The organism is Bradyrhizobium sp. GW821-FHT12B03 (assembly GCF_058807535.1).
This window is the reverse complement of sequence record NZ_JBXAQU010000005.1, coordinates 311,921-337,060: the sequence shown is the minus strand read 5'-3', so window position 1 is coordinate 337,060 and position 25,140 is coordinate 311,921. Positions and strand designations below refer to the sequence as shown.

At 65.6% G+C, this 25,140-nt stretch carries 25 protein-coding genes; 13 read left to right on the top strand and 12 right to left on the bottom strand.

Going from position 1 to position 25,140, the window contains the following annotated elements:
* Window positions 1–128 precede the first annotated feature (128 nt).
* On the top strand, window positions 129–1,124 hold the full coding sequence (dgcA, locus tag AC1RUR_RS13125) for an N-acetyl-D-Glu racemase DgcA (RefSeq protein ID WP_492844518.1): 996 nt from the start codon (window positions 129–131) through the stop codon (window positions 1,122–1,124).
* Here dgcA and AC1RUR_RS13120 read toward each other — a convergent pair.
* Complete coding sequence (locus tag AC1RUR_RS13120; RefSeq protein WP_492844516.1) at window positions 1,094–2,290, bottom strand: MFS transporter; 1,197 nt, start codon at window positions 2,288–2,290, stop codon at window positions 1,094–1,096. The genes dgcA and AC1RUR_RS13120 overlap by 31 nt on opposite strands.
* Window positions 2,291–2,365: 75 nt before the next feature.
* Between AC1RUR_RS13120 and AC1RUR_RS13115 the strand changes: the two genes are divergently transcribed.
* Entirely contained in the window at window positions 2,366–3,781 is a 1,416-nt protein-coding gene (locus AC1RUR_RS13115; RefSeq protein ID WP_492844514.1) for a hypothetical protein, read from the top strand.
* A gap of 124 nt (window positions 3,782–3,905) precedes the next feature.
* Window positions 3,906–4,259 carry an ADP-ribosylation/crystallin J1 gene (locus tag AC1RUR_RS13110; RefSeq protein WP_492844512.1) on the top strand — a complete coding sequence of 118 codons (354 nt, stop codon included), beginning with the start codon at window positions 3,906–3,908 and terminating at the stop codon, window positions 4,257–4,259.
* Window positions 4,260–4,278: 19 nt separating this feature from the next.
* Here AC1RUR_RS13110 and AC1RUR_RS13105 read toward each other — a convergent pair whose 3' ends face one another.
* The gene (locus tag AC1RUR_RS13105) at window positions 4,279–4,638 is read right to left on the bottom strand and encodes a hypothetical protein (protein ID WP_492844641.1); all 360 of its coding nucleotides are present in this window, start codon (window positions 4,636–4,638) and stop codon (window positions 4,279–4,281) included.
* 215 nt (window positions 4,639–4,853) lie between these two features.
* Here AC1RUR_RS13105 and AC1RUR_RS13100 point away from each other — a divergent pair, with 215 nt between their 5' ends.
* Complete coding sequence (locus AC1RUR_RS13100) at window positions 4,854–5,171, top strand: antibiotic biosynthesis monooxygenase family protein (protein ID WP_492844510.1); 318 nt, start codon at window positions 4,854–4,856, stop codon at window positions 5,169–5,171.
* Window positions 5,172–5,208: 37 nt separating this feature from the next.
* Here AC1RUR_RS13100 and AC1RUR_RS13095 read toward each other — a convergent pair whose 3' ends face one another.
* Window positions 5,209–5,652, bottom strand: a complete 444-nt coding sequence (locus tag AC1RUR_RS13095; protein ID WP_492844508.1) for an RbsD/FucU family protein — start codon at window positions 5,650–5,652, stop codon at window positions 5,209–5,211.
* Between the two features lie 192 nt (window positions 5,653–5,844).
* Between AC1RUR_RS13095 and AC1RUR_RS13090 the strand changes: the two genes are divergently transcribed.
* The gene (locus AC1RUR_RS13090) at window positions 5,845–7,659 is read left to right on the top strand and encodes a caspase family protein (RefSeq protein WP_492844506.1); all 1,815 of its coding nucleotides are present in this window, start codon (window positions 5,845–5,847) and stop codon (window positions 7,657–7,659) included.
* A gap of 169 nt (window positions 7,660–7,828) precedes the next feature.
* Here the strand turns inward: AC1RUR_RS13090 and AC1RUR_RS13085 are convergent, their stop codons facing one another.
* From AC1RUR_RS13085 to thiD, 4 genes are all read right to left on the bottom strand, one after another.
* Window positions 7,829–8,812, bottom strand: coding sequence for a threonine/serine dehydratase family protein (locus AC1RUR_RS13085; protein WP_492844503.1), 984 nt, complete (start codon window positions 8,810–8,812; stop codon window positions 7,829–7,831).
* A gap of 63 nt (window positions 8,813–8,875) precedes the next feature.
* Window positions 8,876–9,919, bottom strand: coding sequence for a glycosyltransferase family 4 protein (locus AC1RUR_RS13080; RefSeq protein ID WP_492844501.1), 1,044 nt, complete (start codon window positions 9,917–9,919; stop codon window positions 8,876–8,878).
* Entirely contained in the window at window positions 9,919–10,731 is an 813-nt protein-coding gene (locus tag AC1RUR_RS13075) for a UDP-2,3-diacylglucosamine diphosphatase (protein ID WP_492844499.1), read from the bottom strand. The genes AC1RUR_RS13080 and AC1RUR_RS13075 overlap by 1 nt, the downstream gene beginning before the upstream one ends.
* Window positions 10,732–10,944: 213 nt before the next feature.
* Window positions 10,945–11,745: a bifunctional hydroxymethylpyrimidine kinase/phosphomethylpyrimidine kinase gene (gene thiD, locus AC1RUR_RS13070; protein ID WP_492844497.1), complete on the bottom strand. Its 801-nt coding sequence runs from the start codon at window positions 11,743–11,745 to the stop codon at window positions 10,945–10,947.
* Between the two features lie 299 nt (window positions 11,746–12,044).
* Here thiD and AC1RUR_RS13065 point away from each other — a divergent pair, with 299 nt between their 5' ends.
* The 5 genes from AC1RUR_RS13065 (at window position 12,045) to AC1RUR_RS13045 (ending at window position 16,685) form a co-directional block, all read left to right on the top strand.
* The gene (locus AC1RUR_RS13065; RefSeq protein ID WP_492844495.1) at window positions 12,045–13,988 is read left to right on the top strand and encodes a PAS domain S-box protein; all 1,944 of its coding nucleotides are present in this window, start codon (window positions 12,045–12,047) and stop codon (window positions 13,986–13,988) included.
* Window positions 13,989–14,248: 260 nt separating this feature from the next.
* Window positions 14,249–14,494, top strand: coding sequence for an Lrp/AsnC ligand binding domain-containing protein (locus AC1RUR_RS13060; RefSeq protein WP_492844493.1), 246 nt, complete (start codon window positions 14,249–14,251; stop codon window positions 14,492–14,494).
* Window positions 14,495–14,583: 89 nt separating this feature from the next.
* A complete protein-coding gene (locus tag AC1RUR_RS13055; protein WP_492844492.1) occupies window positions 14,584–15,009 on the top strand; it encodes a PqqD family protein in 426 nt (141 codons plus the stop codon).
* Complete coding sequence (locus AC1RUR_RS13050) at window positions 15,006–15,998, top strand: hypothetical protein (protein ID WP_492844490.1); 993 nt, start codon at window positions 15,006–15,008, stop codon at window positions 15,996–15,998. The genes AC1RUR_RS13055 and AC1RUR_RS13050 overlap by 4 nt, the downstream gene beginning before the upstream one ends.
* 6 nt (window positions 15,999–16,004) lie before the next feature.
* The gene (locus AC1RUR_RS13045; protein WP_492844488.1) at window positions 16,005–16,685 is read left to right on the top strand and encodes a glycosyltransferase family 2 protein; all 681 of its coding nucleotides are present in this window, start codon (window positions 16,005–16,007) and stop codon (window positions 16,683–16,685) included.
* On the opposite strand, the gene AC1RUR_RS13040 is transcribed toward AC1RUR_RS13045, so the two are convergent.
* Window positions 16,660–18,291, bottom strand: a complete 1,632-nt coding sequence (locus AC1RUR_RS13040) for a nucleotidyltransferase family protein (protein ID WP_492844486.1) — start codon at window positions 18,289–18,291, stop codon at window positions 16,660–16,662. The two genes, AC1RUR_RS13045 and AC1RUR_RS13040, sit on opposite strands and share 26 nt — an antisense overlap.
* Window positions 18,292–18,433: 142 nt before the next feature.
* On the bottom strand, window positions 18,434–19,360 hold the full coding sequence (locus tag AC1RUR_RS13035; RefSeq protein ID WP_492844484.1) for a c-type cytochrome: 927 nt from the start codon (window positions 19,358–19,360) through the stop codon (window positions 18,434–18,436).
* Between the two features lie 154 nt (window positions 19,361–19,514).
* Between AC1RUR_RS13035 and AC1RUR_RS13030 the strand changes: the two genes are divergently transcribed.
* Both AC1RUR_RS13030 and AC1RUR_RS13025 read left to right on the top strand, forming a co-directional pair.
* Window positions 19,515–19,934: a CHRD domain-containing protein gene (locus AC1RUR_RS13030; protein ID WP_492844482.1), complete on the top strand. Its 420-nt coding sequence runs from the start codon at window positions 19,515–19,517 to the stop codon at window positions 19,932–19,934.
* Window positions 19,935–20,097: 163 nt separating this feature from the next.
* Window positions 20,098–20,487: a VF_A0006 family four-cysteine protein gene (locus AC1RUR_RS13025; RefSeq protein WP_492844480.1), complete on the top strand. Its 390-nt coding sequence runs from the start codon at window positions 20,098–20,100 to the stop codon at window positions 20,485–20,487.
* Window positions 20,488–20,496: 9 nt separating this feature from the next.
* Here AC1RUR_RS13025 and AC1RUR_RS13020 read toward each other — a convergent pair whose 3' ends face one another.
* A complete protein-coding gene (locus AC1RUR_RS13020) occupies window positions 20,497–21,780 on the bottom strand; it encodes a cystathionine gamma-synthase family protein (RefSeq protein ID WP_492844478.1) in 1,284 nt (427 codons plus the stop codon).
* 54 nt (window positions 21,781–21,834) lie between these two features.
* Between AC1RUR_RS13020 and AC1RUR_RS13015 the strand changes: the two genes are divergently transcribed.
* Complete coding sequence (locus tag AC1RUR_RS13015; RefSeq protein ID WP_492844477.1) at window positions 21,835–22,011, top strand: hypothetical protein; 177 nt, start codon at window positions 21,835–21,837, stop codon at window positions 22,009–22,011.
* Between the two features lie 92 nt (window positions 22,012–22,103).
* Here AC1RUR_RS13015 and AC1RUR_RS13010 read toward each other — a convergent pair whose 3' ends face one another.
* Both AC1RUR_RS13010 and AC1RUR_RS13005 read right to left on the bottom strand, forming a co-directional pair.
* Window positions 22,104–22,550, bottom strand: a complete 447-nt coding sequence (locus AC1RUR_RS13010) for a c-type cytochrome (protein ID WP_492844475.1) — start codon at window positions 22,548–22,550, stop codon at window positions 22,104–22,106.
* Between the two features lie 204 nt (window positions 22,551–22,754).
* Window positions 22,755–25,064 carry a xanthine dehydrogenase family protein molybdopterin-binding subunit gene (locus AC1RUR_RS13005; RefSeq protein ID WP_492844473.1) on the bottom strand — a complete coding sequence of 770 codons (2,310 nt, stop codon included), beginning with the start codon at window positions 25,062–25,064 and terminating at the stop codon, window positions 22,755–22,757.
* Between the last annotated feature and the right edge of the window lie 76 nt (window positions 25,065–25,140).

Sequence of the window (25,140 nt, the reverse complement as noted above, 5' to 3'; positions counted from 1 at the left end):
CGCTCCCGTGCCGGGGCGGAGGAAATCAGATAGTTGCGCACGCGCCCTTACCCGGAGAAGGTATCCCCAACTGGTTAACGTTAGTTGCAACAGGTAACTAGCAGGTTCAGATTTCGCCAGAGTTCAAAATGACTTCCAGCAAAGTTCCGGCCCTTCGGGCGCGAATCGAGCGCTTTTCCATTGCCGGCAGTTTCACCATCAGCCGGGGCGCCAAGACCGAGGCCGTGACCGTTATGGCCGAAGTGAGCCAGAACGGCCTCACCGGCCGCGGCGAATGCGTGCCCTATCCGCGCTATGGCGAGACGCCCGAGGCGACCCTCGCGGCCATTGAGGCCATGCAGGCGGCCGTGGCCGGCGGTATCACCCGGCAGGCGCTGCAAGCCGCCATGCCGCCGGGCGCGGCCCGCAACGCGCTGGATTGCGCCCTGATCGACCTCGAGGCCAAGGCCGGGGGCATGCGGGCCTGGAGCCTGCTGGACCGCCCGACCCCGGGCGAGCGCACCACCGCCTACACGATTTCGCTCGGTACCCCCGAGGCGATGGCCGCGGCGACCGCGAAAGCGGCGCACCGGCCGCTGCTCAAGATCAAGCTCGGCGGCGACGGCGATCCGGAGCGGATCGCGGCGGTGCGCAAGGCCGCCCCGGAATCCGAGCTGATCGTCGATGCCAACGAGTCCTGGACCGAAGCCAATCTGGAGCACAATCTCGCCGCCTGCGACGCCGTCGGCGTCACCCTGGTGGAGCAGCCGCTGCCGGCCGGGAAGGACGACGCGCTGGCACGGATCAAGCGGCCGCTCGCGGTCTGCGCCGACGAGAGCGTGCATGACCGCAGCTCGCTCGCCCCCTTGCGCGAGCGCTACGATGCCGTGAACATCAAGCTCGACAAGACCGGCGGCCTCACCGAGGCGCTGGCGATGGCGGACGCGGCGCAATCGCTCGGCTTCGAGATCATGATCGGCTGCATGGTCGCCACCTCGCTGTCGATGGCTCCCGCGATGCTGGTGACGCCGCAGGCGCGCTTCGTCGATCTCGACGGTCCCCTGCTGCTGGCGCGCGACCGCGATCACGGCCTGCGCTATGACGACAGCCTGGTCTATCCGCCCGAGACGTCGCTCTGGGGATGAGCGATGAGCCGGTGCCGCGCCGACCAGATGACGAGCGCGCCGGCCGCGGCCATCGCGGCCATCACGTAATACAGGCCGTCGCCGATGCGGGCGTAGATCGCGCCCGAGGCGATCGACGTCGTCGCACCCAATAATCCGCTGCATGCGGCGAGATAGCCCTGCCCTCGCGCGATCTGATGCGACGGCACGCGCTGCACCAGCAGATTCATGGTGCCGACGATGGTCATGCCGAAGCTGAGGCCGTGACCAAGCTGCGCGATCGCGAGCAGCGCCAGCGGCGGCTCGTTCGCCGTGACGATCCAGCGCAGCACCGCGCTCACGCCGCCGACCGCCATCAGCGAGGACGGATGCAGCGAGAAGCGCGGCGACAGCGCGAACACGACGATCTCGGCGATCACGCCCAGCGTCCAGAGACCCGCGATCGTCAGGCCACTGATCCCATGGAGCTGCCAGTTGATGGCCGAGAACGTGTAATAGGCGACGTGACTGCTCTGGATCAGCGCGGCCGAGGCGATGACGGCCCAGAAGCCGCCATCGCGCAGCAGCGCCTTGCCGGCAGGCGTCTCCCCGGTCTTTCGTCTGGTATCGTCGAGCGGCTGGAGCAGCAGGCTCGCTGCGACCGCAACGACGGCCCATGCGACGATGACCCAGATCAGGTCGCGCGCCGCGATGTGGTCGACGAGATAGCCGCAGGCCAGCGAGCCGAAGGCGAAGGCGGCCGAGCCCCACAGCCGCAAGGGGCCGTAGTCGAGCCCGTAGCGCGCGACACCGCGCAGCGCATAGGCATCGGTCAGCGGCATGGTCGGCGTCCACATCATGCAGGTCACCGCATAGATCAGGAACAGCGCCAGCGGCTGCTGCTGCAAGCCGACCGCCGCGAACCCGATCGCCGTTGCCAGCACCGACACCATCATGGCGGCGCGGATGGCGTGTCGCTTTTCGGCAAAGGCGGTGATCTGCGGCAGCGTGGTGAAGCGCGTGATCGCCGGCAGCGCGTTGATGAGGCCGATCCAGGCCGCGTCGATGCCGATCGCCTTCAGCCAGACCGGGAAGAACGGCAGATGCGTGCCCGAAACCGCGAAGACGGCCGAATAAAACAGCGCCAGGCTCACGGCGAATCGCCGCTTCACGGTGGCTTGCGTGGGGATTTGTGATTCGGCTGCCATCAAACCAATTGCGATTCGGTCGATATCGTGGTGATCGTTACTGTAACGCGCACTGATTTGCGCGACGAGATTGTCATGGCCAACGAAGCATTCGCCCTCTCGCCCATGTCTGCCCGCGCGGCCGAGCCGAACGAGCAGGATTACGACGCGATCCGCGAAGCCTTCATGGAGACCGCGCGCGGCCGCTGGTTCCTCGGCGAATATGCCAAGCGCAACCGCAATGCGGATACGAGCATGGTGCTCGATGCGGTCGCGAAAATCGAAGAAACCCTTGCGGCACAGCGACAACCCGTCGTCGAGGACCGCCTGCCCGAGGCGCTGGTCGAGATCGGCCGCGCCATCCGCGAGGCCGAGACGATCGCGATCGCGGCGTTCGATCCCGCGGCGGTCGAGGCGAGCCTCGCTGCGATCCCGCGCGGCGTGCGCATCATCAAGGAGATCTCCTGGCGCTGGCGCGAGATCGGCGCCGACGGGCGAATCTGCGACCTCATTGATTCGCAGCTCGCCTCGATCGAGGCCGCCTGCGGACAGATCTCGACCATCGACCCCCGCACCGAGCTCAAGGCCGCATTCGATCTGCTGAGGGACCGGGTCGAGCAGCTCGACGGCGACGCAACGCCGCAGGCGGCAGCCATGCGTCCCTCGCCGGCTCCGGTGCAGGACGCACCGCCGCCCGTCGCGGAAGCGCCGCCTGTGGAGACCACGCCTGCCGCGATGGCGAGCGAAGCCCCCGTGGCTTTTACGGAGGCGCCGCAGGACATCGCAGCGGCTGCCGAGCGCGTGGCGCCTGCCGAGCCTGAAGCCGCTGCGGAAGCAACCGGCACCACTGAAGCGTTCGCAATGGCCGAGCAGGCCATGGACGCGGCCGTCGCGCCGGAGATCGCAGCCGAAAGCCGGATCGCGCTCGAAGATGCCGCGCCTGCAGACGCAGCTTTCGAAGAGCCGGCCGCCGAGCCTGCCGCATTCGCTGATGTCACCGACGAGTTCTCGCTGGATGCCGCCGCGGAAGCCGAGGACCAAGCCGTGCTCGAGGCCATCGCGCTGGAGATGGCCGCGCCAGATCCGGATTTCGACGAGATCATCGAGCCGGTCGAGATGGCAGCGGCCATTCCCGAGCCGGTGGCTGCGGAGGTCGCGACGCCCGTTGCGGCCGAGCTTCCGGAGCCGGTCGCGCCGCAGCCCGCTGCCGCGCCGATCGCGGAGGAGCCCGCAGAGCAAGCGCCGATCGCGATGGAATCGCTGGCGCGCCTCACCAATGCCATCGCGGAAGCCGCCGCCGAAGTGATGGAGCAGCCGGCCCCGGCGATGGCAGCCGCGGCACCATTCGCAGCCGTGCCGACCGCACCGATGCCCTCGTCCTTCACCGAGTCCTCGCTCGGCGCCACCATCCTCGCCAGCGGCATTCTGCAAAAACCCCGCGCGCCAGCAAACGACCCGCTCGCGCCGATCCGCCGCATGACCCAGGCCGAGAAGATCGCGTTCTTCTCGTAAGGGGGCGCGCGCTCTATCGTCATTGCGAGCGCAGCGAAGCAATCCAGAATCTTTCCGCGGCGACAGTCTGGATTGCTTCGCTGCGCTCGCAATGACGGCCCTTGAGCATCAGACCTCGCAAACCATGTCCCCCAGCGAAGACACCCTCACCCTCTGGCGTCCCGTCGGCCCGAAGGAGCTGGAGCTGATCCAGCAATCCGGCATGCGTGTGTTTCCGCCGCGCTTGCCGGACCAACCGATCTTCTATCCGGTGCTCACCGAAGACTACGCCGTCAAGATCGCACGCGACTGGAACGTTCCGGCGAGCGGCTCGGGCTTTGTCACGCGCTTTGCGGTCAGGCGCGACTTCATCGCGAAATACGACGTGCAGGAAGCTGGCGGACGCTCGCATCTGGAGTACTGGATTCCGGCCGAAGACCTCGATGCGTTCAATGCCGCCATCGTCGGCTTGATCGAGGTCGTCCGCTGCTTTCCCTAGCCGCCGCGCGATCCGCCCGTCAGCCGCAATTCCAGATCGCCCCGATCGGCGTGCGCGTCCAGCAGGGACCAAAGCTGCCGCCATTGTAGCGGCCGCCGCCGAAACCGGGACGGCCGAAATAGCGCCATTCGCCATCCCAGCCGTAATATTGGGGAACCGGATCGATGTACCAATGGCGGCGGTCGTTGCGCGACAGGCGCCGCATCGCCTCCTTCTGCTTGTACAGCGGAATGCTGTTGCTCAGCGGCTGGCGATAGCCCGGCAGGAAGCCGTAGCCACGCCAAACCGGCGCCGAACGCTTCTTGATGGGCTCCGCTGCTGCGACAGCAGGCAGCAGCGACAGGATGATGGCGACAGACAGGCAGACAAGGCGCGACATGCGCCGACCATAGCCAGTCGGTTGCGACATGACCATTCAAATTCGAGTGCAAATTCATCGCAACCGAAAGCCAATGTTTCGCTGGCGCACCATCGACACGCTTCGAAACAACCCGTGCATGAACGGAATTTCGCGCATCGCGATGTAACAAAACCCACCCCCAGACCGAACAGGACATCGAGCAACAGGGATTACATCAACGAGGGTATCGAAACATGATCGGCGAAGTGATTGTCATGGGTGATTTGAAGCTGCGGGATGGCGTCTCTCTCGAAGACCATCAGCGATTGGGCGAACGCATGTACGATATCGTCAGTCGCCTCCCGGGCTTCCTGTCGGTCAAATCGTTCAAGGCCGATGACGGCGAGGAGCTCACCGTGTTCCGTTTCGCCTCGGAGGACGCGCTCGAAGCCTGGCGTACCCACCCCGAGCATGTCGAGACCATGAAGCGGGGACATGCCGAGTTCTATGCCAGCGGGTTCCTGCAGATCTGCAAGGTAATCCGCGAAGTCGGCCCTTTCGAGCACGGCTGACGCCGTTTCGCGTCGCTGAATTGTCCGCCGCCTTCCGCTAGCTGATCACGCCCTTGCGGATCAGGAAGCATCCATAGCCCCTGCTGTCGCCGACCTGCACCACACCAAAGCTCGCTGCCGCAGCGCGATAGAAATCCGCCCGCGAGAGCTTGCCGGGCGTGACGGCGCGGCCGACGGCGCGCTCGATCTCGGCCAGCACCGTGCGCTGCACGTCGGGCACGCGGTCCGGATCGTCCACCGGCATCATCACGCGCACCGGATCGGGATCGAAATCGTCGAGCGGATAGAGCGTCATGATGGCGCGAACCGCGGTCTCCATGGGCAGGCCCGGCAGCTGGATGAGGCGCTGCGAGGACGTCGCCGCGGCGATGCGGGTGGCCGGATGATTGGCATCGACGACCACGAGATCGTCGCCATGGCCCATCGAGGCCAACAGCCAGAGCAGATCGGGCGTCAGGATCGGATCGATCGATTTCAGCATGTGACGGCATTTCCCCTGAAGGCTTGTCTTTTCTCGCGCCGGCGAAACCGGCCATTCACCATAGCAGGTTCCAAGCGTGATTCAGATCACGCAGCCCCCCAGGGTGATAGCGATCACGGACCCCGGGCTCGAACGCGGCCACGCTACCTCGCAACCAATCTCGTATCGAGATCAGTGCCAGAGGAGCACGCCATGTTCCGCCTAAAGCCTTTCCTGATGACGGCTAGCCTGCTGGGAAGCCTGTTCGGTTTCGCCTGCGGGCCTGTTTCCGCGCAAGTCGCCCCGGTCGAGCCGGCCCCCACCGCACTGCAAGGCCCGGAGCAGCGGGTGGCGCTGGTGATCGGCAATTCGAACTACCAGAACGCGCCGCAACTCCAAAACCCCGACAATGACGCGCAGTCGATGGCGCAGTTCCTGAACTCGGCCGGTTTCGAAGTGGTCGCCGCGACCGACCTCACCCAGAACGACATGCTCCGCGTGGTGCAGGACTTTTCCGCCAAGGTCTCCGCGCGCGGTCCGAACACGGTGGCGATGGTCTACTACGCCGGTCACGGCGTGCAGCTCGCCGGCGAGAACTATCTGGTTCCCGTCGACGCCAAGGTTTCGAGCCCGACCGAGCTCGTCAACAACTCGGTGCGCCTCGTCGACGTGATGTCGACGCTGGAGACGATCCCGAGCCGCATGCGCATCGTCATCCTCGATGCCTGCCGCAACAACCCGTTCCCCAGCGTCAACGATGCCGGCCGCGGCCTGGCCATCGTCGATGCGCCGAACGGCTCGATCGTCGGCTATTCGACCGCGCCGGGCGCCGAAGCGCAGGACGGCATCGGCGGCCACAGCCCCTACACGCAGGCCTTCCTGAACGTCGCGCGCGAGCCCAACGTGCCGATCGAGCAGCTGTTCAAGCGCGTGCGCCTCGAAGTGAACCAGACCACCAGCGGCGCGCAGATCCCCTGGGAAAGCTCCTCGCTGACCTCGGACTTCACCTTCTTCGGCGATACGGTGGTTGCCGCCAACCGCGCGCCGGTGAATGCGCCGGTGGTGCAGATGGCCTCCAACCTGCCGAGCCGCTCGACGCGCCAGGCCTATGACTATGTCGTGTCCGAGGCACGGCCGGAGTACTATCAGGAGTTCATCCAGATGTACCCGCACGACCCGCTGTGCGATCACGTCCGCTGGCTGCTCAACAACCTCCTGCTGACGCAGGCCTGGCACAAGACGGTGCTCGCCAACTCGCCGCTCGCCTACAAGAACTTCTATGACAGCTACGGCAACACCCCCTATGCGCAGGTTGCGCTGAAGCTTCAGGCGCAGCCGAAGCAGATCCCCTTGATGCAGGCGACCAAGTTCCTGGCCCCGCAGAACATTGCGCCGACCTTCAAGACCGGCAATCTCGGCCAGCCCAAATACATGCCGCTGCAGCAGGGCAATGGCGCGCCGCAGATGGGCGGCAACCTTCCGGTCGTGCAGAAGCCGATCGACAACAACGGCATCGGCAAGCTCGGCAATGGCGGCCAGATCGTCAACCTGCCGGCGGGCAACAACCAGCCGAACCAGCAGACCGGCACGCCGTCGCAGACCCCTGGCAAGATCGTCACGATGCCTGCGCCGACCAACACCACGACCAACACTGGCGGCTCCGGCAAGATCGTGACCCTGCCCGCGACCAACACCAGGCCGAACGCCGGCAATGGCACCGGCACTGCCAACGGAAGCCCTGGCAAGATCGTGAGCATGCCGGTGAATACCGGCAAGGGCGGCTCGCCAGTCGTGACGAAGCCGGTCAATGTCCAGACGCAGAACCAACCGATCCGCATCAACAACGGCGTGAAGTTCGGCAACAATCCGGTGAACAAGGTGCAGGTCCAGAACAACGTCCAGAACACCCGCCCGCAGTTCAATACGACGAACCGCATCGTCAACAATGGCGGCAACAACTTCCGCCAGTCGATGAACCAGGCGCCCTCCATGGGCGGCGGCAACAATCGCCGCGGCTTCATGCACTGATTGCTGGCAGCCGCACAACGACAAAGGGGCAGAGCGGCGACGCTCTGCCCCTTCTTCATATCAGGGAATAGAAACTCAGCGAGATCGGGTGCCGTTGGCTGAGCGAGCTGCCACCTCTCCCGAAGGGAGAGGTGGACCGAGCTCCATCGCTAGCACTATCCAATCGGAATCACGCCACCAGCTCGGAGAACAGATCCGCATCGACATTGCCGCCGGAGAGCACGATGACGACGTTCTTGCCGGCGACGTCGAGACGCCCGGCGAGCAGCGCGGCGAGGCCGACGGCGCCGCCCGGCTCCACCACGAGCTTCAGCTCCCGATAGGCGAACGCCACCGCCGCGCCGACTTCCTTGTCGGATGCCGTGACGCCGCGGGCGAGCAGCTTGCTGTTGATCGCAAAGGTCATCTCGCCGGGGATCAGGGCCATCAGCGCATCGCAGATGGTGCGGCCCGCCGGCCCGTGCGGCTCGCGATGGCCGGCGGTCAGCGAAATGCCGTGATCGTCGAACGCCTCCGGCTCGGCCACCACGATCTGCGCCTGCGGATAGCGCGCCTTCACGGCGGTCGCGACGCCGGCGATCAGGCCGCCGCCGGAGGCCGGTGCCACCACGATGTCGGGGCTAAGGCCGAGCGCCGCCATGTCCTCTGCGATCTCGCGGCCGGCGGTGCCCTGCCCTGCGATCACGAAGGGATCGTCATAGGGCCTGACCAGCGTCGCGCCGCGCTTCTCGGCAATACCGCGCGAGATTGCTTCGCGGTCGTCGCGATCGCGATCGTACAGCACGACCTCGGCACCATAGGACTTGGTGCGCTCGCGCTTCGACAGCGGCGCGTCCGCGGGCATCACGATGGTCGCGTGCATGTCGAGGATTTTTGCCGCGGCGGCCACGCCCTGGGCGTGGTTGCCGGAGGAGAACGCGACCACGCCGCCGGCGCGCTGGTCCTGCGGGATCGAGGCGACCTTGTTGAAGGCGCCGCGGAACTTGAAGGAGCCGGTGCGCTGGAGCATCTCCGGCTTCAGGAACACCTTTGCACCGACGCGCTCGTTGAGCACGGGGAAGGACAACAGCGGGGTGCGGATGGCGAAGGGCGCGATCACGCGCGCTGCGGCTTCGATGTCGGCAGGGCCGATCGGAAGGAGCTGTTCGGTCATGACAGACCTTATCGCGCCCGATGAGGCCCGGGCAAGACACCTCCGCGCGAGGATTTTGCCCCGTCAGGCGACGAAGCGGGGCTGTTCCGTGCCGTTCCGGCCGGGCAGCACCGCGCCGGCCGCCAAAATGCCGTCGACGAAGGCCCTCGCCGAGGCTTCCCAGGTGCAATTGGCGGCGAACGCCACGCAGTCCTGCCGGGAGATGTCGAGTGCCGCAAAGCAGGCATCGCGCAGATCGTGATCGAGCGCGCCGACCGGCGCGTCGCCGATCACGTCGCGGGGGCCCTTCACCGGGAAGGCCGCGACCGGCAGGCCGCTTGCGAGCGCTTCCAGCAGGACCAGGCCGAACGTGTCGGTCTTGCTGGGAAACACGAAGACGTCGGCGGCCGCATAGATGTCCGCCAGCGCCTCGCCGTGCTTCTCGCCGAGGAAGATCGCGTCGGGATAGGCCTCTTCGAGCGAAGCACGCGCCGGGCCGTCGCCGACGATCACCTTGGTGCCGGGCAGCTTGAGATCGAGGAACGCCTCGAGATTCTTCTCCACCGCGACCCGGCCGACCGAGAGGAACACAGGTGCCGGCAGGCAGAGATCGATGGCGCGGGGGTGGAACAGGCTCGTGTCGACGCCGCGCGGCCACAGCATGACATTGGCAAAGCCGCGCTCGGTCAGCTCGCGGGCGAGCGCCGGGGTTGCCGCCATCACGGCGCGGCTCGGCGCATGGAAGCGGCGCAGCGCCCGCCAGATCAGGGACTCCGGAACCGGCACCCTGGCGCGGACATATTCGGGGAAGCGGGTGTGGAAGCTGGTCGTGAACGGCAGCTTGCGCTGACGGCAATAGCGGCGGACCATCAGGCCGATCGGCCCTTCAGTCGCGACATGGATGCTGTCGGGACGCGCCTCTTCGATCAGCTTCGCGATCCGCGCTGGACGCGGCATCGCAAGCCGCACGTCGCGATAGCTCGGCATCGCAAAAGTGCGGAACGATTGCGGCGTCAGGAACGTGAATTCGACGCCGAACGTCTTGGCGGCATCAGCAAGCTTGGTCAGCGTCCGAACCACACCGTTGACTTGCGGGTGCCAGGCATCGGTCGCGACCAGGATGCGCATCAGGCAGCTCTTGCCGCGACCTGCGGGACAGCTGCCGGCTTCTGCACTTGATCGGCCCAGGTGATGATCTCGAAATGGCCGTCATCGTGCTCGACCAGCGCGGTGCAGCTCTCCACCCAGTCACCGCAATTCATGTAGCGGATGCCGCCTTCGTCACGGATCACGGCGTAGTGGATGTGGCCGCAGATCACGCCGTCGGCGTCGTGACGGCGCGCCTCGGCGGCGAGCGCCTGCTCGAACGCGCCGATATAGTTGACGGCGTTCTTGACCTTCTGCTTGGCCCATTGCGACAGCGACCAATAGGGCACTTTGAACATGCGCCGGAAGAAGTTGACGAAGCGATTCATCTGGATCGCGAAGTCGTAGGCCTTGTCGCCGAGATGCGCGAGCCAGCGCGCATTCTGCACCACGAGGTCGAAGATGTCGCCGTGGATGACGAGATAGCGCTTGCCGTCCACACCGGTGTGGACGGTGTTCTCGACCACGTCGATGCCGCCGAAATGCGTGCCGTAATAGTTGCGCAGGAACTCGTCGTGATTGCCGGGGATGTAGATCACCTTGGCGCCCTTGCGCGCCTTGCGCAAAAGCTTCTGGACCAGGTCGTTATGCGATTGCGGCCAGTGCCAGCTCGACTTCAGCGCCCAGCCGTCGACGATGTCGCCGACGAGATAGATGGTATCGGCGTCGTGGTAACGCAGGAAGTCCAGCAGAAGGTCGGCTTGAGAGCCGCGGGCTCCGAGATGAACGTCGGAGATGAACAACGTGCGAAAGCGCCTTTCAGGGCTCTCGTCACTCACATCGTAGCTTCCCATGCGCCAGCCTGTAACAATGTCCCGTGACAGGGGGATGACCAATTGAACCCTTGAGGCACCTTCAGATACGAATCACGCCCTGCCTCGCCCTCCCCGCGAATATCAGTCGCATGCGACAATCAGGCGACATGGCGCGGCAATGATTGTCCGCAAGAGCCCGGGGGGCCAGGGCCTCATTGGTTAACCGAGGGGGCCCGCCGCGCGACGCCGTCGTCAGTAGAATTTGTGGAAATGATGGACCGGCCCGTGGCCATGGCCGACGCTGAAGCGGTCGGCCGCCGCGATTGCCGCGCTGATCCAGGCCTTGGCGCTGCGCACCGCGGGCTCGAGACCCTCGCCCCTGGCCAGACCCGCCGCGACCGCCGAGGACAGCGAACAGCCGGTGCCATGGGTGTTCCTGGTGGCGACGCGAGGCGCGGCGAGCGCGATCGTTTTTTCAGCACTGACGAGATAGTCGATGCTCTCGGCGCCCTCGCCGTGCCCGCCCTTGATCAGCACCGCACGGCAGCCGAGCGCCAGCAGGCGGCGCCCCTGGCTCTCGATCTCGGCCTCGCTCACTGCAATGGGCTCGTCGAGCAGAGCCGCAGCTTCCGGCAGGTTCGGCGTGATCACCGAGGCCAGCGGCATCAGTCTGGTGCGCAGGGCGTTCACGGCTTCTGACGCCAGCAGGCGATCACCTGACGTTGCGACCATCACGGGATCGAGCACGATGTGGCGGGGCTTCCAGCGCGCCAGCGCGGCCGCGATCGCGTCGATGCTGGCGGCTTGGGCCACCATGCCGATCTTCACCGCGCCGACCTCGAGATCGGAGAACACCGCATCGATCTGCGCGGTGACGAAATCGGCCGGCACCGCATGAATGCCGGTGACGCCCTTGGTGTTCTGCGCCGTCAACGCCGTGATCGCGGAGGCGCCATAGACACCGAGCGCGGCAAAGGTCTTGAGATCGGCCTGGATGCCGGCGCCGCCGCTCGAATCGGAGCCTGCGATGGTGAGCGCCACGGGCGTCGTCATCGCCGGATACAGTCGCTTGAGAAGAGCACCGCCATGGCCTGTCCTAGCGCGACCACGGAACGCCAGCAAGCCGGTCCGGCCGCGGCAACGGTGATTCGCGACACCGCCGACGGGGCCAGGCGAATCAGGCGGAACCGCTTCGGCGCGGCATTGTCGCCCCGAATCGTGCGCAGGTTGCTAAATATAGCTACGGCCTTGGCCCTTGGCCTTCACACCGATGAGTGAGACGTTAGCGGGCTGAGCTAGCCTATCGGGGTGGAATTATGTGGGCCTTCTTCGAACGTCTCCTCGACTCCTCGATGCTTTCGCCGCACGGCATCTGCCTCTTGTGGGAGCCCGAACTGATCTGGCTCCACGTCGCCTCGGACGCCTGCATCGCCGCCGCCTATTTCTCGATCCCGTTCGCCCTTGCGATCCTCGTCACCAAGCGGCGCGACCTCAAATTCGGGTGGGTCTTCTGGGCGTTCGCGGTCTTCATCATGGCCTGCGGCCTGACGCATGTGCTGTCGATCTACACGCTCTGGGTTCCGATCTACGGCATCGAGGGCATGGTCAAGGCGGCGACGGCCATTGCGTCGGTCTTCACGGCCGGTGCACTCTGGCCGCTGTTGCCGAAGATCCTGGCGATCCCCTCCCCGTTCGAGCTCCGGCAGGTCCAGGCCGCGCTCGAGGAGGAGGAGACCAAGAACCGGGATGCAGCCCAGCTGCTCGGGCAGGTCCGTGAAACCCAGCGCGCGCTGCGCGAGAGCATGACGCGCCTTACCGCCGTCGTCGAGACCGCGGTCGACGGTGTCATCCTGTTCGACGCGCAAGCCCGCATTCTGCTGTTCAATCCCGCCTGCGAACGGCTGTTCGGCTATCGCGCCGACGAGGTCATGAACCGTGACATCGGCATGCTGATGTCCAACGAGGAGAGGTCCTCATCCACGGGTCGTGCGCAGCGCTTCGCAACCGGGGAAGCCGGCGGCCTGCGCAAGGACGGATCGACCTTTCCGATGGCTCTGTCGGTGGGCCAGGCGTGGCAGGACGGCGAGCTGGTCCATGTCGGCATCGTCCACGACCTGACCACGCGCAAGCTGACCGAGCAGCAGCTTCAGCAGGCGCAGAAGATGGAGACGGTCGGCCAGCTCTCCGGCGGCATCGCCCACGACTTCAACAATCTGCTCACCGTCATCATCGGCAACGCGGAATTTCTCAGCGACCAGCTCAAGGCCCGTCCCGACCTCAGGCGTTTCGCCGACGATATCTGCCTGTCGGGCGAGCGCGGCGCGGAGCTGACGCAGCGGCTGCTGGCGTTCAGCCGCCGCCAGCTGCTGCAGCCGCGGGCGATCGATTGCCGCGACCTCCTCGAATCTATGCACAAGCTGCTCAAGCGAACCCTGCGCGAAAACATCGAGATCACGACGGCGTTCGGCTCCGGCTCGATCCTGGCCTTCGCCGACCGCGCCCAGCTCGAATCCGCAGTCCTCAATCTCGCGCTCAACGCGCAGGACGCCATGCCATCAGGCGGGCATCTCACCCTGAGCACCGAGCTCACCGCGATCGACGAGGACTATCGCGCCCTTCACCCGGAAGTGGCGTCCGGCAACTACGCCCTGATCTCCGTCACCGACGACGGCGAAGGCATGACGCCTGACGTCATCGAGCATGCTTTCGAGCCGTTCTTCACCACCAAGGAGGTCGGCAAGGGCTCGGGCCTCGGGCTCAGCATGGTCTATGGCTTCGCCAAGCAATCCGACGGCCATGTCGCGATCTATAGCGAGCAGGGCCTGGGGACGACGGTCCGGATCTACCTGCCGCGCGCCGGCGCCGGACAATCACCGGCCGACGTGGTGGAGAGCGAGGAGGCAGCGCCGAGAGGCTACGAGACGATCCTGATCGCGGAAGACGATCCGTTCGTGCGCTCCTCGGCCATCCGCAGGGTGGAATCTCTTGGATATCGCGTCGTCGCCGCCGTCAACGGCAAGGAGGCGCTGCAGCGGCTGCGGACCGATCCTGGCATCGACATGCTGTTCACCGATATCGTGATGCCCGGCGGCATGAGCGGCTGGGAGCTCGCCGATCAGGCCAGGCAGCTTCGCCCCGGTCTCCCGGTCCTGTTCACCTCGGGCTACGCGCTGGAGACCCTGGTCGAGCAGGGCCGCGCGCGCGCACAATCGGTCGTCCTGACCAAGCCCTATCGCAAGGTCGAGCTTGCACAGCGGCTCAGGGACGCATTTGCCGCCGCGGCCGTGACCTCGTAGGGTAAAAGCGGTATTTGCACCCGGCCTGCATGTTTCGCGGCGATGCAGAGCATCGTCCGGAGACGCCCGCTTTAACGGGCTCCTCACCACGGGGGTTTGTTATCTCGCCGCGAAACGTGACCTCATCCTGAGGGCCCGCCGCAGGCGGGCGTCTCGAAGGATGGCCGCGCGCGGCTTATGCTCGGGGACGGCAAGTTCGCTTGCCAAGCCCTCCCCGTTTTGGCCTATTAGCCGCCAGATATGCCTTCGGAGTGACTGCAATGGTTCCCTTTTTCGTCCAGATCAAATGCAAGCTCGGCCAGTCCTACACGGTCGCCAATGCGCTCGCCGAAGCCGAGATCGCCTCCGAGATCTACTCCACCGCCGGCCATTACGACCTGCTGGTGAAGTTCTACGTCGACAACGACACCGACATCGGCCACTTCATCAACGAGAAGGTGCAGGTTCTGCCGGGCATCCAGGACACCCTCACCATCATCACCTTCAAGGCGTTCGGCCCGAGCTGACTGCCCGGAATTGGCGCAGGCCGCATGGTTGCGCCGCCGGGCGCCTATGCTAGCGTCCGGCGATTGGAATTGAACCTACCGAGCAAGTCATGGCCCTCACCACGTCGGTGCCGCTGCTGATCAGCCAGCAGTTTGATAGTGAAGTGGTCCTGGCCAACTATCAGAATGGCGTCTACTACAACCTCGACGGCAGCGCTGCGCAGGTCTGGCTCGGCCTCAAGGCCAACCGAACGGTTGAGGAGATCGGCAGCGCTCTCGCTGCCGCGACCGGCGGCGATGTGCCATCCATCACACAACAGGTGCAAGCCTTCGTCGACGGCATGCTGGCCGAAGGCCTCATCGCCGAAGGTCTCGCCGATGCGCGTGCCGACGCATGGGCGCCGGTGCTGTCGGGCGCATTCGTCGCCCCGGAATTCCAGCGCTTCGACAATCTGCGGGAGCTGCTGCTGATGGATCCCGTACACGACGCCGGCGAGGAAGGCTGGCCGCTGCGCGAGCCCCAAGAAACTAAATGAAGGCCAGCCGTCTCATCCGGCAGGAGATCGTCGCGGTCTTCGCCAAGATGGCGTCAGTGCCGGTCGAAACGCAGGCGCGCTGCGGCCCATTCGGCTTGCGTCTCGGCTTTGCCTCACAGGATTTGGCCGGCATGTTCCTGCCGGCCTACATCCAGGGCTCGCCGTCGACCGTCGATCTCGAGCTGCGCTTCGTCACCGCCGATCATCACGATCTCTCCGCGCTGGTGCCTGACGCCGCCGAGAAGCCACGGCTCCTGATCGAGGACGGCATCTATTCGGTATGGCAGCCTGCCGTCATTCCCGTGCTCTACGCCGTCGACCTCACGGCAAGACGCGGCATCGCCTGGCTGCCGAACGGCGAGGCGCCGCCCTGGATCCGCAGTCGTCCCGCGATCTCGCTGATCCACGCCATGATGCACGACACGCCCTGGAGCGCCGTCCATGGCGCGGCGGTCGGCGACACCTCGGGCTTCACCCTGCTCGCGGGCGAGGGACACAGCGGCAAGACCACGGCGGCACTGGCTTGTGCCAAAGCCGGCTGGCGCTACGCCGGCGACGATTTCGTCGCGATCAACAGCGAGACCGGCCAGATCGAGCCGCTGTTCTGCTCGGCGCGGCTGCGCCCTGCCCTCGTCGACACCTTCCAGAACTTCATCGGCCAAACCACAGCGGTCTCGGATTTCAACGGCGAACCGCGCCACGAACTAAGCCTTGCCGATCTCGGCGAGCGCATCGGCGGCGGCCGGCTGCGCGCGACCTTCATTCCCCGCCGGCGCGGCGCTGTAACGCCCGAATTCACGCCGGCGAAGCAGTCGGACGCGTTTCGCGCGCTGCTGCCGACCACGGCCTATGAGCTGCCGGGATGGCCGAACGAGATCGCCGGCAAGGTGGCGCGGATCGCAGGGCTCGCGCCGGTGTTTTTCGCCGACACCGGCACCGCACCGATGGAGATTCCGTCCGCCTTCGCCCGCCAGCTGGAACAACTCTGAGGCCGCATGCGCGTCTCCGTGGTCATCGCCGCCTGCAACGTCGAGGCCTACATCGCCGAGGCGATCGAAAGCGTGCTCGGCCAGACGGTCCCGCCCGACGAGGTGATCGTCGTCGATGACGGATCGACCGACGCTACGCGCGGCGTCCTCGACCGGTTCGGCGACCGCATCGTCGCGCTCACGCAAGCGAACAGCGGCCAGGCCGTCGCCGTGAACAAGGGCCTGGCGATGGCGCGCGGCGAACTGATCGGCTTCTGCGATGCCGACGATCTCTGGACGGCGCGCAAGCTTGAGAAGCAGCTCGCGCTGCTCGAACGTGACGGCGACGTCGATGCCGCCTTCGGCAAGGTGCAGCAATTCGTCAGCCCCGACGTGCCGGAACCGCACCGCGCGCGCCTTCAGCCGGCGGTCGAGATCATGCCGGGCGAGCTGAAGCAATGCATGCTGATCCGGCGCGCCGCATTGATGCGGATCGGTCCGTTCGACGAGACGCTGCCCGCGACCTTCTTCATCGCCTGGCTCGGCCGCGCCAAGCAGAGCGGGTTGAAGACCGCGCATGTCGACGACATCGTGGTCCGGCGCCGGCTGCATCTCGGCAATGGCGGCCGCACCAATACGGACGCACAAAATCTCCAGACGCTGCTGGCGCTGCGCAAGGCCATCAAGGCCCAGCGCGATCGGGAGTGAAGACCGGCACGCCGTTGACCGACACCGACGTCACGAGCAATCCGAGCAGGCGGTGGTCGATCGAATGGCCGATGTCCATCGGACGCCCTGTATCCAGCATCCGCAATGCGACGACGGCTTTCCGCCGGCCCTTGCCGACGATCTCCGCGTTCAGCGCGACCCTGAAGGGCATCGGATCGTTGCGCGCCGCCGTCATCCGCAACACCCGCCCCGTGCCGGCATAGGCCGCGAAGCGAAAGCTCTCCGTTCCCGGCGGCAGGAACGGGATCACCGCGAGCTCGACGGCCGCGGACGTCTGCGACCGTTCCTCGATCGGCACTTCGATGACCGCGAACTGGTGCTCCGTCCACCGCCCCTCGTCCTCCGGAATCGAGAAACCCCGTCCGAACCAGACCTCCTGTCCTCGCAGCGGATGCATCGCGTTCGCCGCCTGCCGCCAGACCCGCTTCAGGATCGCGTCCCGACGAAAAGGAAAGTGCACGATGCTGGCGTCGAACGCGGCCATCGCCGCGCCGGGCAGCCTCGGCCAGTCCGACCGCCGGAACGGCGACTTGAACTGCGCCCGGAGCGAGGCGAGGAAGCCGGCAAGGAAGTGCTGCCATTGCGAGCGCGCGGCCCGCGGCACCGACCGAACGGACAGCTCGACGGACTTTCCCGGCGGACCATAGCCCCACAGCTGCTCGACCAGACCGTCGGGCACGAGCGCGGGCATCTCCCGCGCGACGACGTCGAGCAATTGCGCCGCGAACAGGCTGCCATTGTGGCGCATCACGATCGAACGGAAGCGATCCCAATCGACCTCGCTGCCGTAGCTTTCCAGCACGTGGACGACCTCGAGCGCCCGGAACACCATCTCCTTCTGATCGGCAGGCTCCGGCCGCATCGCCGCGATCGCCAGCTGTTCGGCAAGGCCCGGGATCAGGACGTCATGGGTCAGCAGCCGCGCCGGCTCGGCCGTCCTGAACAACTCCTCGGTGAAATCCGCGTCATGGAGCCAGAAGATCGCGCGCCAGTGCAGATCGATGGCCCGGCCGAAGCCGGCCCGCGACATCGCAACGGCATGGATGTCGCGGTCGAGGTCGGACTCCGAGAACAGCTCGACCTTCACGCCGTGGCTGCGGAACGAGGCCTGCCGCAGCACGTCGATGGCGCGGAGCGCTTCGCTGCGGCGAACCAGGAGATCGTAATCCCCGGTCATTCGCTTCGCCATGTAGCCCTCGTCGCGCGCGAACAGCGCACCGCCCTTGATCAGCAGCGCCGCGATGCCGGCGCTTTCGAGCGCCCTGTTGGCCTCGACCAGATCGCGGACCCGCGTCGCGTTCGACAGCCAGACATGCTTGACGACGCCGCGCATCCGCTTGGTGTCGGCATCGACAATGCCGGCCCCGTCGACCGTGGCGACGAGCAGCGGCATGGTCCGGTACACGACTTCGTCGGCGGCTTCGAGCGGCTCGGCGGCGCGCCAGTCCCGATAGGCGTCGATCGCCGTCTGCCCCTGTCCGAGGGCGGCTCTGAACAGCGTCAGAAAACGCCCATGGAGCACGGTCGGAAGCTTTGCTGTGCCCGCCATCTCAACCGAACGGTTGAGCCGCAAGGCTTGCTGCATCCGGCCCGGCACAATCACGCGTCGAAACGGCCGGCACTATTCGCGCAAAGACCAGACAACCCATCGTGACGCAATTCCAATTCTCAACCGGCGGCAAAGGATGTGCGTGCGCTCCCTGCGTGTCAATTGGAAAGGGCCTGCGTCAGGTGCCGCCCTCCTTGCGTTTCGGTCGCGGCGGACCTTCCACCGGCGGCAACGACTTGAGGTAATCCGCCATCGCCGCGATGTCCTCGTCCGACAATTGCGAGGTGTTCTTGATCACACGCGTCATCGCGCCGCCGACGCTGTCGCCGTCGGGCAATTCGCCGGTCTTCAGGAGATAGGCGATGTCCTTCGCGCTCCACTCGCCAAGGCGCTTCTGCGTGACGTTCGGCACCCACCCCTCGCCTTCAGGATTGGGACCGCCGGCAAAGCGCTGCGCGGAGATGATGCCGCCGAGCGGATTGCGCGGGCTATGACATTCCGCGCAATGGCCGAAGCCGTTGACGAGATAGGCGCCGCGATTCCATTGCGGCGATTTGGTGCCGTCGGCGACGAACGGCTTGCCGTCCATGAACAGCAATTTCCAGATGCCGACATTGCGGCGGATGTTGAAGGGAAACGGCAGGTCGTGGTCGCGCGCCCTGCCGGACACCGGCGGCAGCGTCTTCAGATAGGCGAAGAGGTCGCGAACGTCGTCGATATCAGCCAGATGGTAGGACGTGTAGGGAAACGCCGGGAAGTAGTGCGTGCCCGCAGGCGACACGCCGCGCATCACCGCACCGACGAAATCGGTCTCGCTCCAGCGCCCGATGCCGTCGGCGGGATCGGGGGAAATGTTCGGCGCGTAGAAGGTGCCGAATGGCGAGCCGAGTGCCAGGCCGCCGCCGAGCCGCAAGCGGTCGGGCTGGTTGGGCACGGCATGGCAGGACGAGCAGCCGCCGACGTTGAAGATCTCCTGCCCGTTGGCAAGATCGGGCGCGCGGGGTGGCAACGGCACGGCCGATGCAGCCGGCGCCGACAGCCACCAATAGACGCCGAAGCCTGCAACGGCGGCCATCAGCATGACAAGAATTGTTCGTCGCAGCATCGAGGTATCCCATGGAGATCGGGCGAACTTACGGATTCGACCGTGGCCGTTCCAGCCACGAATAATTTAGATGGTCCGGCTGTAATGCGGGAATAAACTGAAAGGCGTACTGTTTGGAGATTGACAGCAATCAGACGTCAACAGGGAGAGACCCATGAACAGAGCCCTTTTTGCCACGCTGGCACTCGGAGCTGCCGTCGCGTTCGCCGCCCCGGCCAGCGCGGAGAAGCTGAAGGCTGTGCTGGACGGCAAGTCCGAAGTGCCCGCCACCACCAGCAGCGCCACCGGAACGGCCGATCTGGACTATGACGCCGCGAGCAAGAAGCTCTCCTGGAAGCTGACCTATTCGGGCCTCTCCGGCCCCGCCACCGCCGCTCATTTCCACGGGCCCGCCGAGGCCGGCAAGAACGCCGGCGTTGCGGTTGCGATCCCGAATGCGACGTCGAGCCCGGCCGAGGGTTCTGCAACGCTGACCGACGCGCAGGCCGCCGATCTGCTCGCCGGCAAGCTCTACGTCAACATCCACACCGCGGCGAACCCTGGCGGCGAGATCCGCGGTCAGGTGACGAAGTAGGCGACAAGGCTGCTTCGCTGCGGAAAGGCCGGGCGCTTGAGGGGGCGTCCGGCCTTTTCGATTCCGGCTGAAGTTCAAAGCCTCAGTTAGCTGTGCGACGACACCCACCATTGTGCCATCAACCTGACGCCTTATGATCGCCTCCAGAGCAACGAGGCGCAAGATGACCACTCCCTACGAGATTGATCCCGCCTTCTCCGGCAAATTATCGCCCCAAGGGGCCTGCCGGAAGCCTGCTCACGCACCATCGCAGATTCTGGCGGGCATTGTCGTTGCCGCAACCGTTCTCTCGGTCTCCGGACCGGTCGTCGCACAGACCGACATGGAAAGGCAGGCTCAATGCGAGCTGTCCGCCATCCGCGACACGCGATCGCCGCTGGCCGTGCAGTACATCCGTTCCGCCTGCAACTGGCTCGCGGTCAACGGCGACTCTCTGCTGAACGCATCCAGCAAGGGCTATTATGTCTGCCTGGTGCGGCAGCTCTCGGGCGCACAGGCCAACGAGGCCGCCGTAGCCATCATCTCGGCATGCCGCACGTCGAATCCACTTTGAGCGCCGCGCTCAGGCCGCGTGCAGCGCCTGCCCGAGATCGGCGATCAGATCCGACGGATGCTCGATGCCGATCGACAGGCGGATCGTGGAATCGAGCACGCCGATCTTCTGGCGGATGTCGGCGGGAACGCCGGAATGGGTCATCGTCGCTGGCAGGCTGGCCAGCGATTCCGTGCCGCCAAGGCTCACCGCCAGCTTGAGGATTTGCAGCGCGTTGAGGAATTTGACCGCGGCTTCCTTGCCGCCGACGATGTCGAACGAGAACGTGGAGCCCGCCCCCAGGCACTGCCTTGCGAAGACACGCCCGGCCGGCGAAGCCTCCTCATGGTGCCCGAGATAGTGGACTTTCGCCACCTTGTCGTGGTCGCGCAGGTAGTCCGCCACGAGGCGCGCGTTCGCATCGGCCTTTTCCATCCGCAGGCTCAGCGTCTCGAGCGAGCGGTTGATCATCCAGCAGGAATGCGGATCGAGCTGGGTGCCGATGGCGCCGCGCAGCGCCTTGATGCCCTTCATGATCGCCTTCGAGCCGAGCGCGGCGCCCGCGATCAGGTCGGAGTGGCCGCCGACGTACTTCGTCAGCGAGTACAGCGAAAGATCCGCGCCGTGCTCGATCGGTCGCTGAAACACCGGCCCGAGCAGCGTATTGTCGCAGGCGATGATCGGCGTGTGTCCCTGGGCCTTTCCGACCGCGTCGGCGATGCGGCGGATCATCGCGATGTCCACCAGGCCGTTGGTCGGATTGGCCGGGGTCTCGATCAGGATCATCGACACCCGGCCCTTTCCCATCGCCTCCTCCGAGGCCTGCTTGACCGCCGCTTCATCAACACCATCAGCGAAGCCCACCGCGCCGATCGACAGGCGTGCAAGCGTGTTCGTCAGCAGGGTTTCCGTCCCGCCATAGAGCGGCTGGGAGTGCAGGATGACGTCGCCGGGACGAACGAAGGCGAGGATCGTGGTTGCGATCGCCGCCATGCCGGAGGAGAACAGCGCACAGCTCTCGGTGCGCTCATAGACCGCGAGCCTGTCCTCGACGATCTCGCTGTTGGGATGGTTGAAGCGCGAATAGACGAGCCCTGCGCCCATGCCTTCCGGCGGCTCGCGCCGGCCGGCGACGAAATCGAAGAAGTCCTGCCCGTCCTCGGCGGTCCTGAACACGAAGGTCGAGGTCAGGAACACCGGCGGCTTGATGGCGCCTTCCGACAGCTGCGGATCATAGCCATAGGTCAGCATCAGCGTTTCCGGATGCAGCATATGGTTGCCGATGTGGGTCTTGGACGGAAACGGTTTCACCATGGCCTGTCTCGCTGTTCTTGCTTCGTTGCTCGCCGCGTTCGAGCCTTCGCGGCGATGAAGCAATCTGAAGCGGATGCGCTGGTTCCGACAGCTCACGCCAACGCCGCCGCGGTTGGCGTGAAGATAGCTGCTCCGGCGGCGATCCGTCAGGGCTTGCGAACAGAATTTCCTGATGTTGTCGCAACAAAAAAGCGGCTGCTGTCGCAACCGCCGTTTCGTATCGGCCTGTAGCCCGGATGGAGCGTAGCGCAATCCGGGACGGACGATCAGCTTGGATAGACTTCCCGGATTTCGCTTCGTTCCATCCGGGCTACGAGCTCCGCTCAGCCGTTCTTCACACGGAACGTCTCGTGGCAGCCGCCGCATTCCTTGCCGACGGCGGGGAAATTCGCCTTGAGCGAATCCAGATCCTTGATCTTGCCCTTGGCCTCGGCAACGACCTTGGCGAAGCTCGCGATCTTCGCCTCGAAGCCGGCCTTGTCCTCCCAGACCTTCGGCGAGGCGAAGTAGTCGCCCTCGGGCTTCATGCCCTTGGCGCTGTCCGGAAACAGGGCCGGCAGCTTCTTGGCGGTATCCTCGAACTGCGCTAGGGCGGTGTCCACCGTGGCCTGGTCGTAGGGCTTCTCGCCCTTGACGATCGCCGACACCGCGCCGGCATTCTTGCCGTTGCCCTTCATGAGGGCCTGGACCTCCTTGACGGAGTCCTGCTGCGCCCAAACCGCACCCATGCCGAGCAGCAGCGCACCCCCGACAACCAACACTCGCTTCATTCGCAAAATCCCTTTCCCTGATGCAGGATCGTGCCGACCCCTCAATGGGCCAACACCGCTTGGCAGATTTCATTCCACCCAAGATGCGACGATAAATCGTCGCACCTTGGATTGTTCGTTGGGCCCGCGAAACGCGTTCCGCGTTTGCCCCGCAAAACGCGTTCCGCGTTTGCCCCGCAAAACGCGTTCCGCGTTTGCTTGGGATCACAGGCTGTGGCGGCGATGGTGCTCGTTGATGGCGATCCACACCCGCTCCGGGGTTGCCGGCATGTCGATGTGGTCGATCTTGTATTCGCGCCAGAGGCCGTCGACGATGGCGTTGACCACCGCCGGACAGGAGCCGATCGCACCGGCCTCGCCGGCCCCCTTCACGCCCATCGGGTTGGTCTTGCAGGGAACGTTGTTGGTCTCGAACACGAAGGACGGGCCATCCGCCGCGCGCGGCAGCGCATAGTCCATGTAGGTGGCGGTGATGAGCTGCCCGTCGGTGGCGCCATAGACCACCTGCTCCATCAAGGCCTGGCCGATGCCCTGCATGGCGCCGCCATGCACTTGCCCCGCCAGCAGCAGCGGATTGAGCGTCTTGCCGAAATCGTCGACGATCACGTAGTTGACGATCTTGATGATGCCGGTCGCCGGATCGATCTCGACTTCCGCGACATGGGTGCCGTTGGGATAGGTGCCGTCGGCGCTGGCGAAGGTCGCGCTGCCTTTCAACTTCGAGGGATCAACGCCGGGCCGCTTGGCGAGATCGGCGAACGAGATCGAACGGTCGGTGCCGGCGATGCGCACGATGCCATCGGTGATCTCGAGATCGCCGGCGCTGGCTTCCAGCGCCTGCGCCGCGATCTCCTTCAGCTTTTGCCCGAGCTCGCGCGTGGCACGCTCGACGCTGACGCCGCCGGAGGGAATCGAGGCCGAGCCGCCGGTGCCGAGGCCCGTGGCTATCATGTCGGTGTCGCCCTGGTGGACGTGCACGCGCTCGGGCGCAACGCCGAACTGCTCGGCGACGATCTGCGCATAGGCCGTCTGATGGCCCTGCCCGCTCGACTGCGTGCCGATCAGCACGGTGACGTCGCCATTGGGGTCGAGCCGCACATTGGCGGTCTCCTCGCCCATGGTGCCGCAGACCTCGACATAGCTCGCAAGGCCAATGCCGCGGATCAGACCGTTCTTCTTGGCCGCCTTGGCGCGCTTTCCAAATTCCTTCCACTCGGCGATCTCCATCGCGCGCTTCAGATGCGCGGCGAAGTCGCCGGAATCGTAGACCTTGCCCGTGGCGGTCTTGTAGGGCAGCGCCTTCGGCTGGATGAAATTCTTGCGGCGGATGGCGTCCGGCGTCATGTCGAGTTTTCGCGCGCAGGCATCGACCAGGCGCTCGATGACATAGGCGGCCTCAGGCCGGCCCGCGCCGCGATAGGCATCGACCGGCACGCTGTTGGTGAAGATGGTGCGGACCCGGCAGTGGAAGGCCTGGATGTCGTAGAGGCCCGGCAGCATGCCGGCGCCACCATGGGGAATGTAGGGCCCGAAGGTGGAGAGATAGGCGCCCATGTCGCCGATCAGGTCGCAATCCATCGCCAGGAACTTGCCGTCTTCCGTCAGCGCCATCTTCGCGGTGGTGACGTTGTCACGGCCCTGCGCGTCGCCCATGAAATGCTCGGTGCGGTCGGCCGCCCATTTCACCGTTTTCTTCAATTGCTTTGCCGCGACCGCCAACAGGGCATATTCCCGGTAAGGGAACAGCTTCGTGCCGAAGCCACCGCCGACATCGGGGCAGATCACGCGCATCTTGTCGGTCGGAATCTTGAGCACGTTCTGGCAGAGGATGTCGCGCAGCCGATGGCTGCCCTGGCTGCCGACCGTCAGCGTCAGATGATCGTTCTTGGCGTCGTATTCGCAGACCGCCGCGCGCGCCTCCATGAAGCTTGCGACCACGCGCGGATTGACGATGGCGATCTCGGCCACCGCATGCGCCTTGGCAAAGGCGGCTTCGGTCGCGGCCTTGTCGCCGATCGAGACGTCGAACAGCACGTTGCCGGCCTTGTCCGGCCAGACCAAGGCTGCGCCCTTCTTCACGGCGTTGACGACGCCGGTCACCGCCGGCAGCGGGCTCCATTTGACCTCGATCGCCTCGATCGCGTCGCGGGCCTGGTCGATGGTCTCGGCGACCACGAAGGCGATGGAATCGCCGACATGGCGCACTTCATCCTTCGCCAGGATCGGGTATGGCGGGCCGGTGAAGGGATCGGTCTCGAGATTGAACAGGCAGGGCAGATTGCCGAGGTCCTTGACGTCATCAGCGGTCAGGATCAGCGCGACGCCGGGCAAGCCACGGGCGTGGCTCGCATCGATGGTGTATTTGGCATGCGCATGCGGCGAGCGCAGCACCAGGCAGCGAAGCGCGGCCTGCGGCGCGTAATCGTCGGTATAGCGGCCCTTGCCGCGGATGAGCGCGTCATCCTCCTTGCGCAGCACGCTTTGGCCAACGCCGAACTTGATGGGAGCCGCCATTTTCTTGTCCCGTCCTCATGGTTGTTTTGCCGCATATTGCCGTGGAAAAAGTGGCAAGGCAAACGGGATTAGGCCG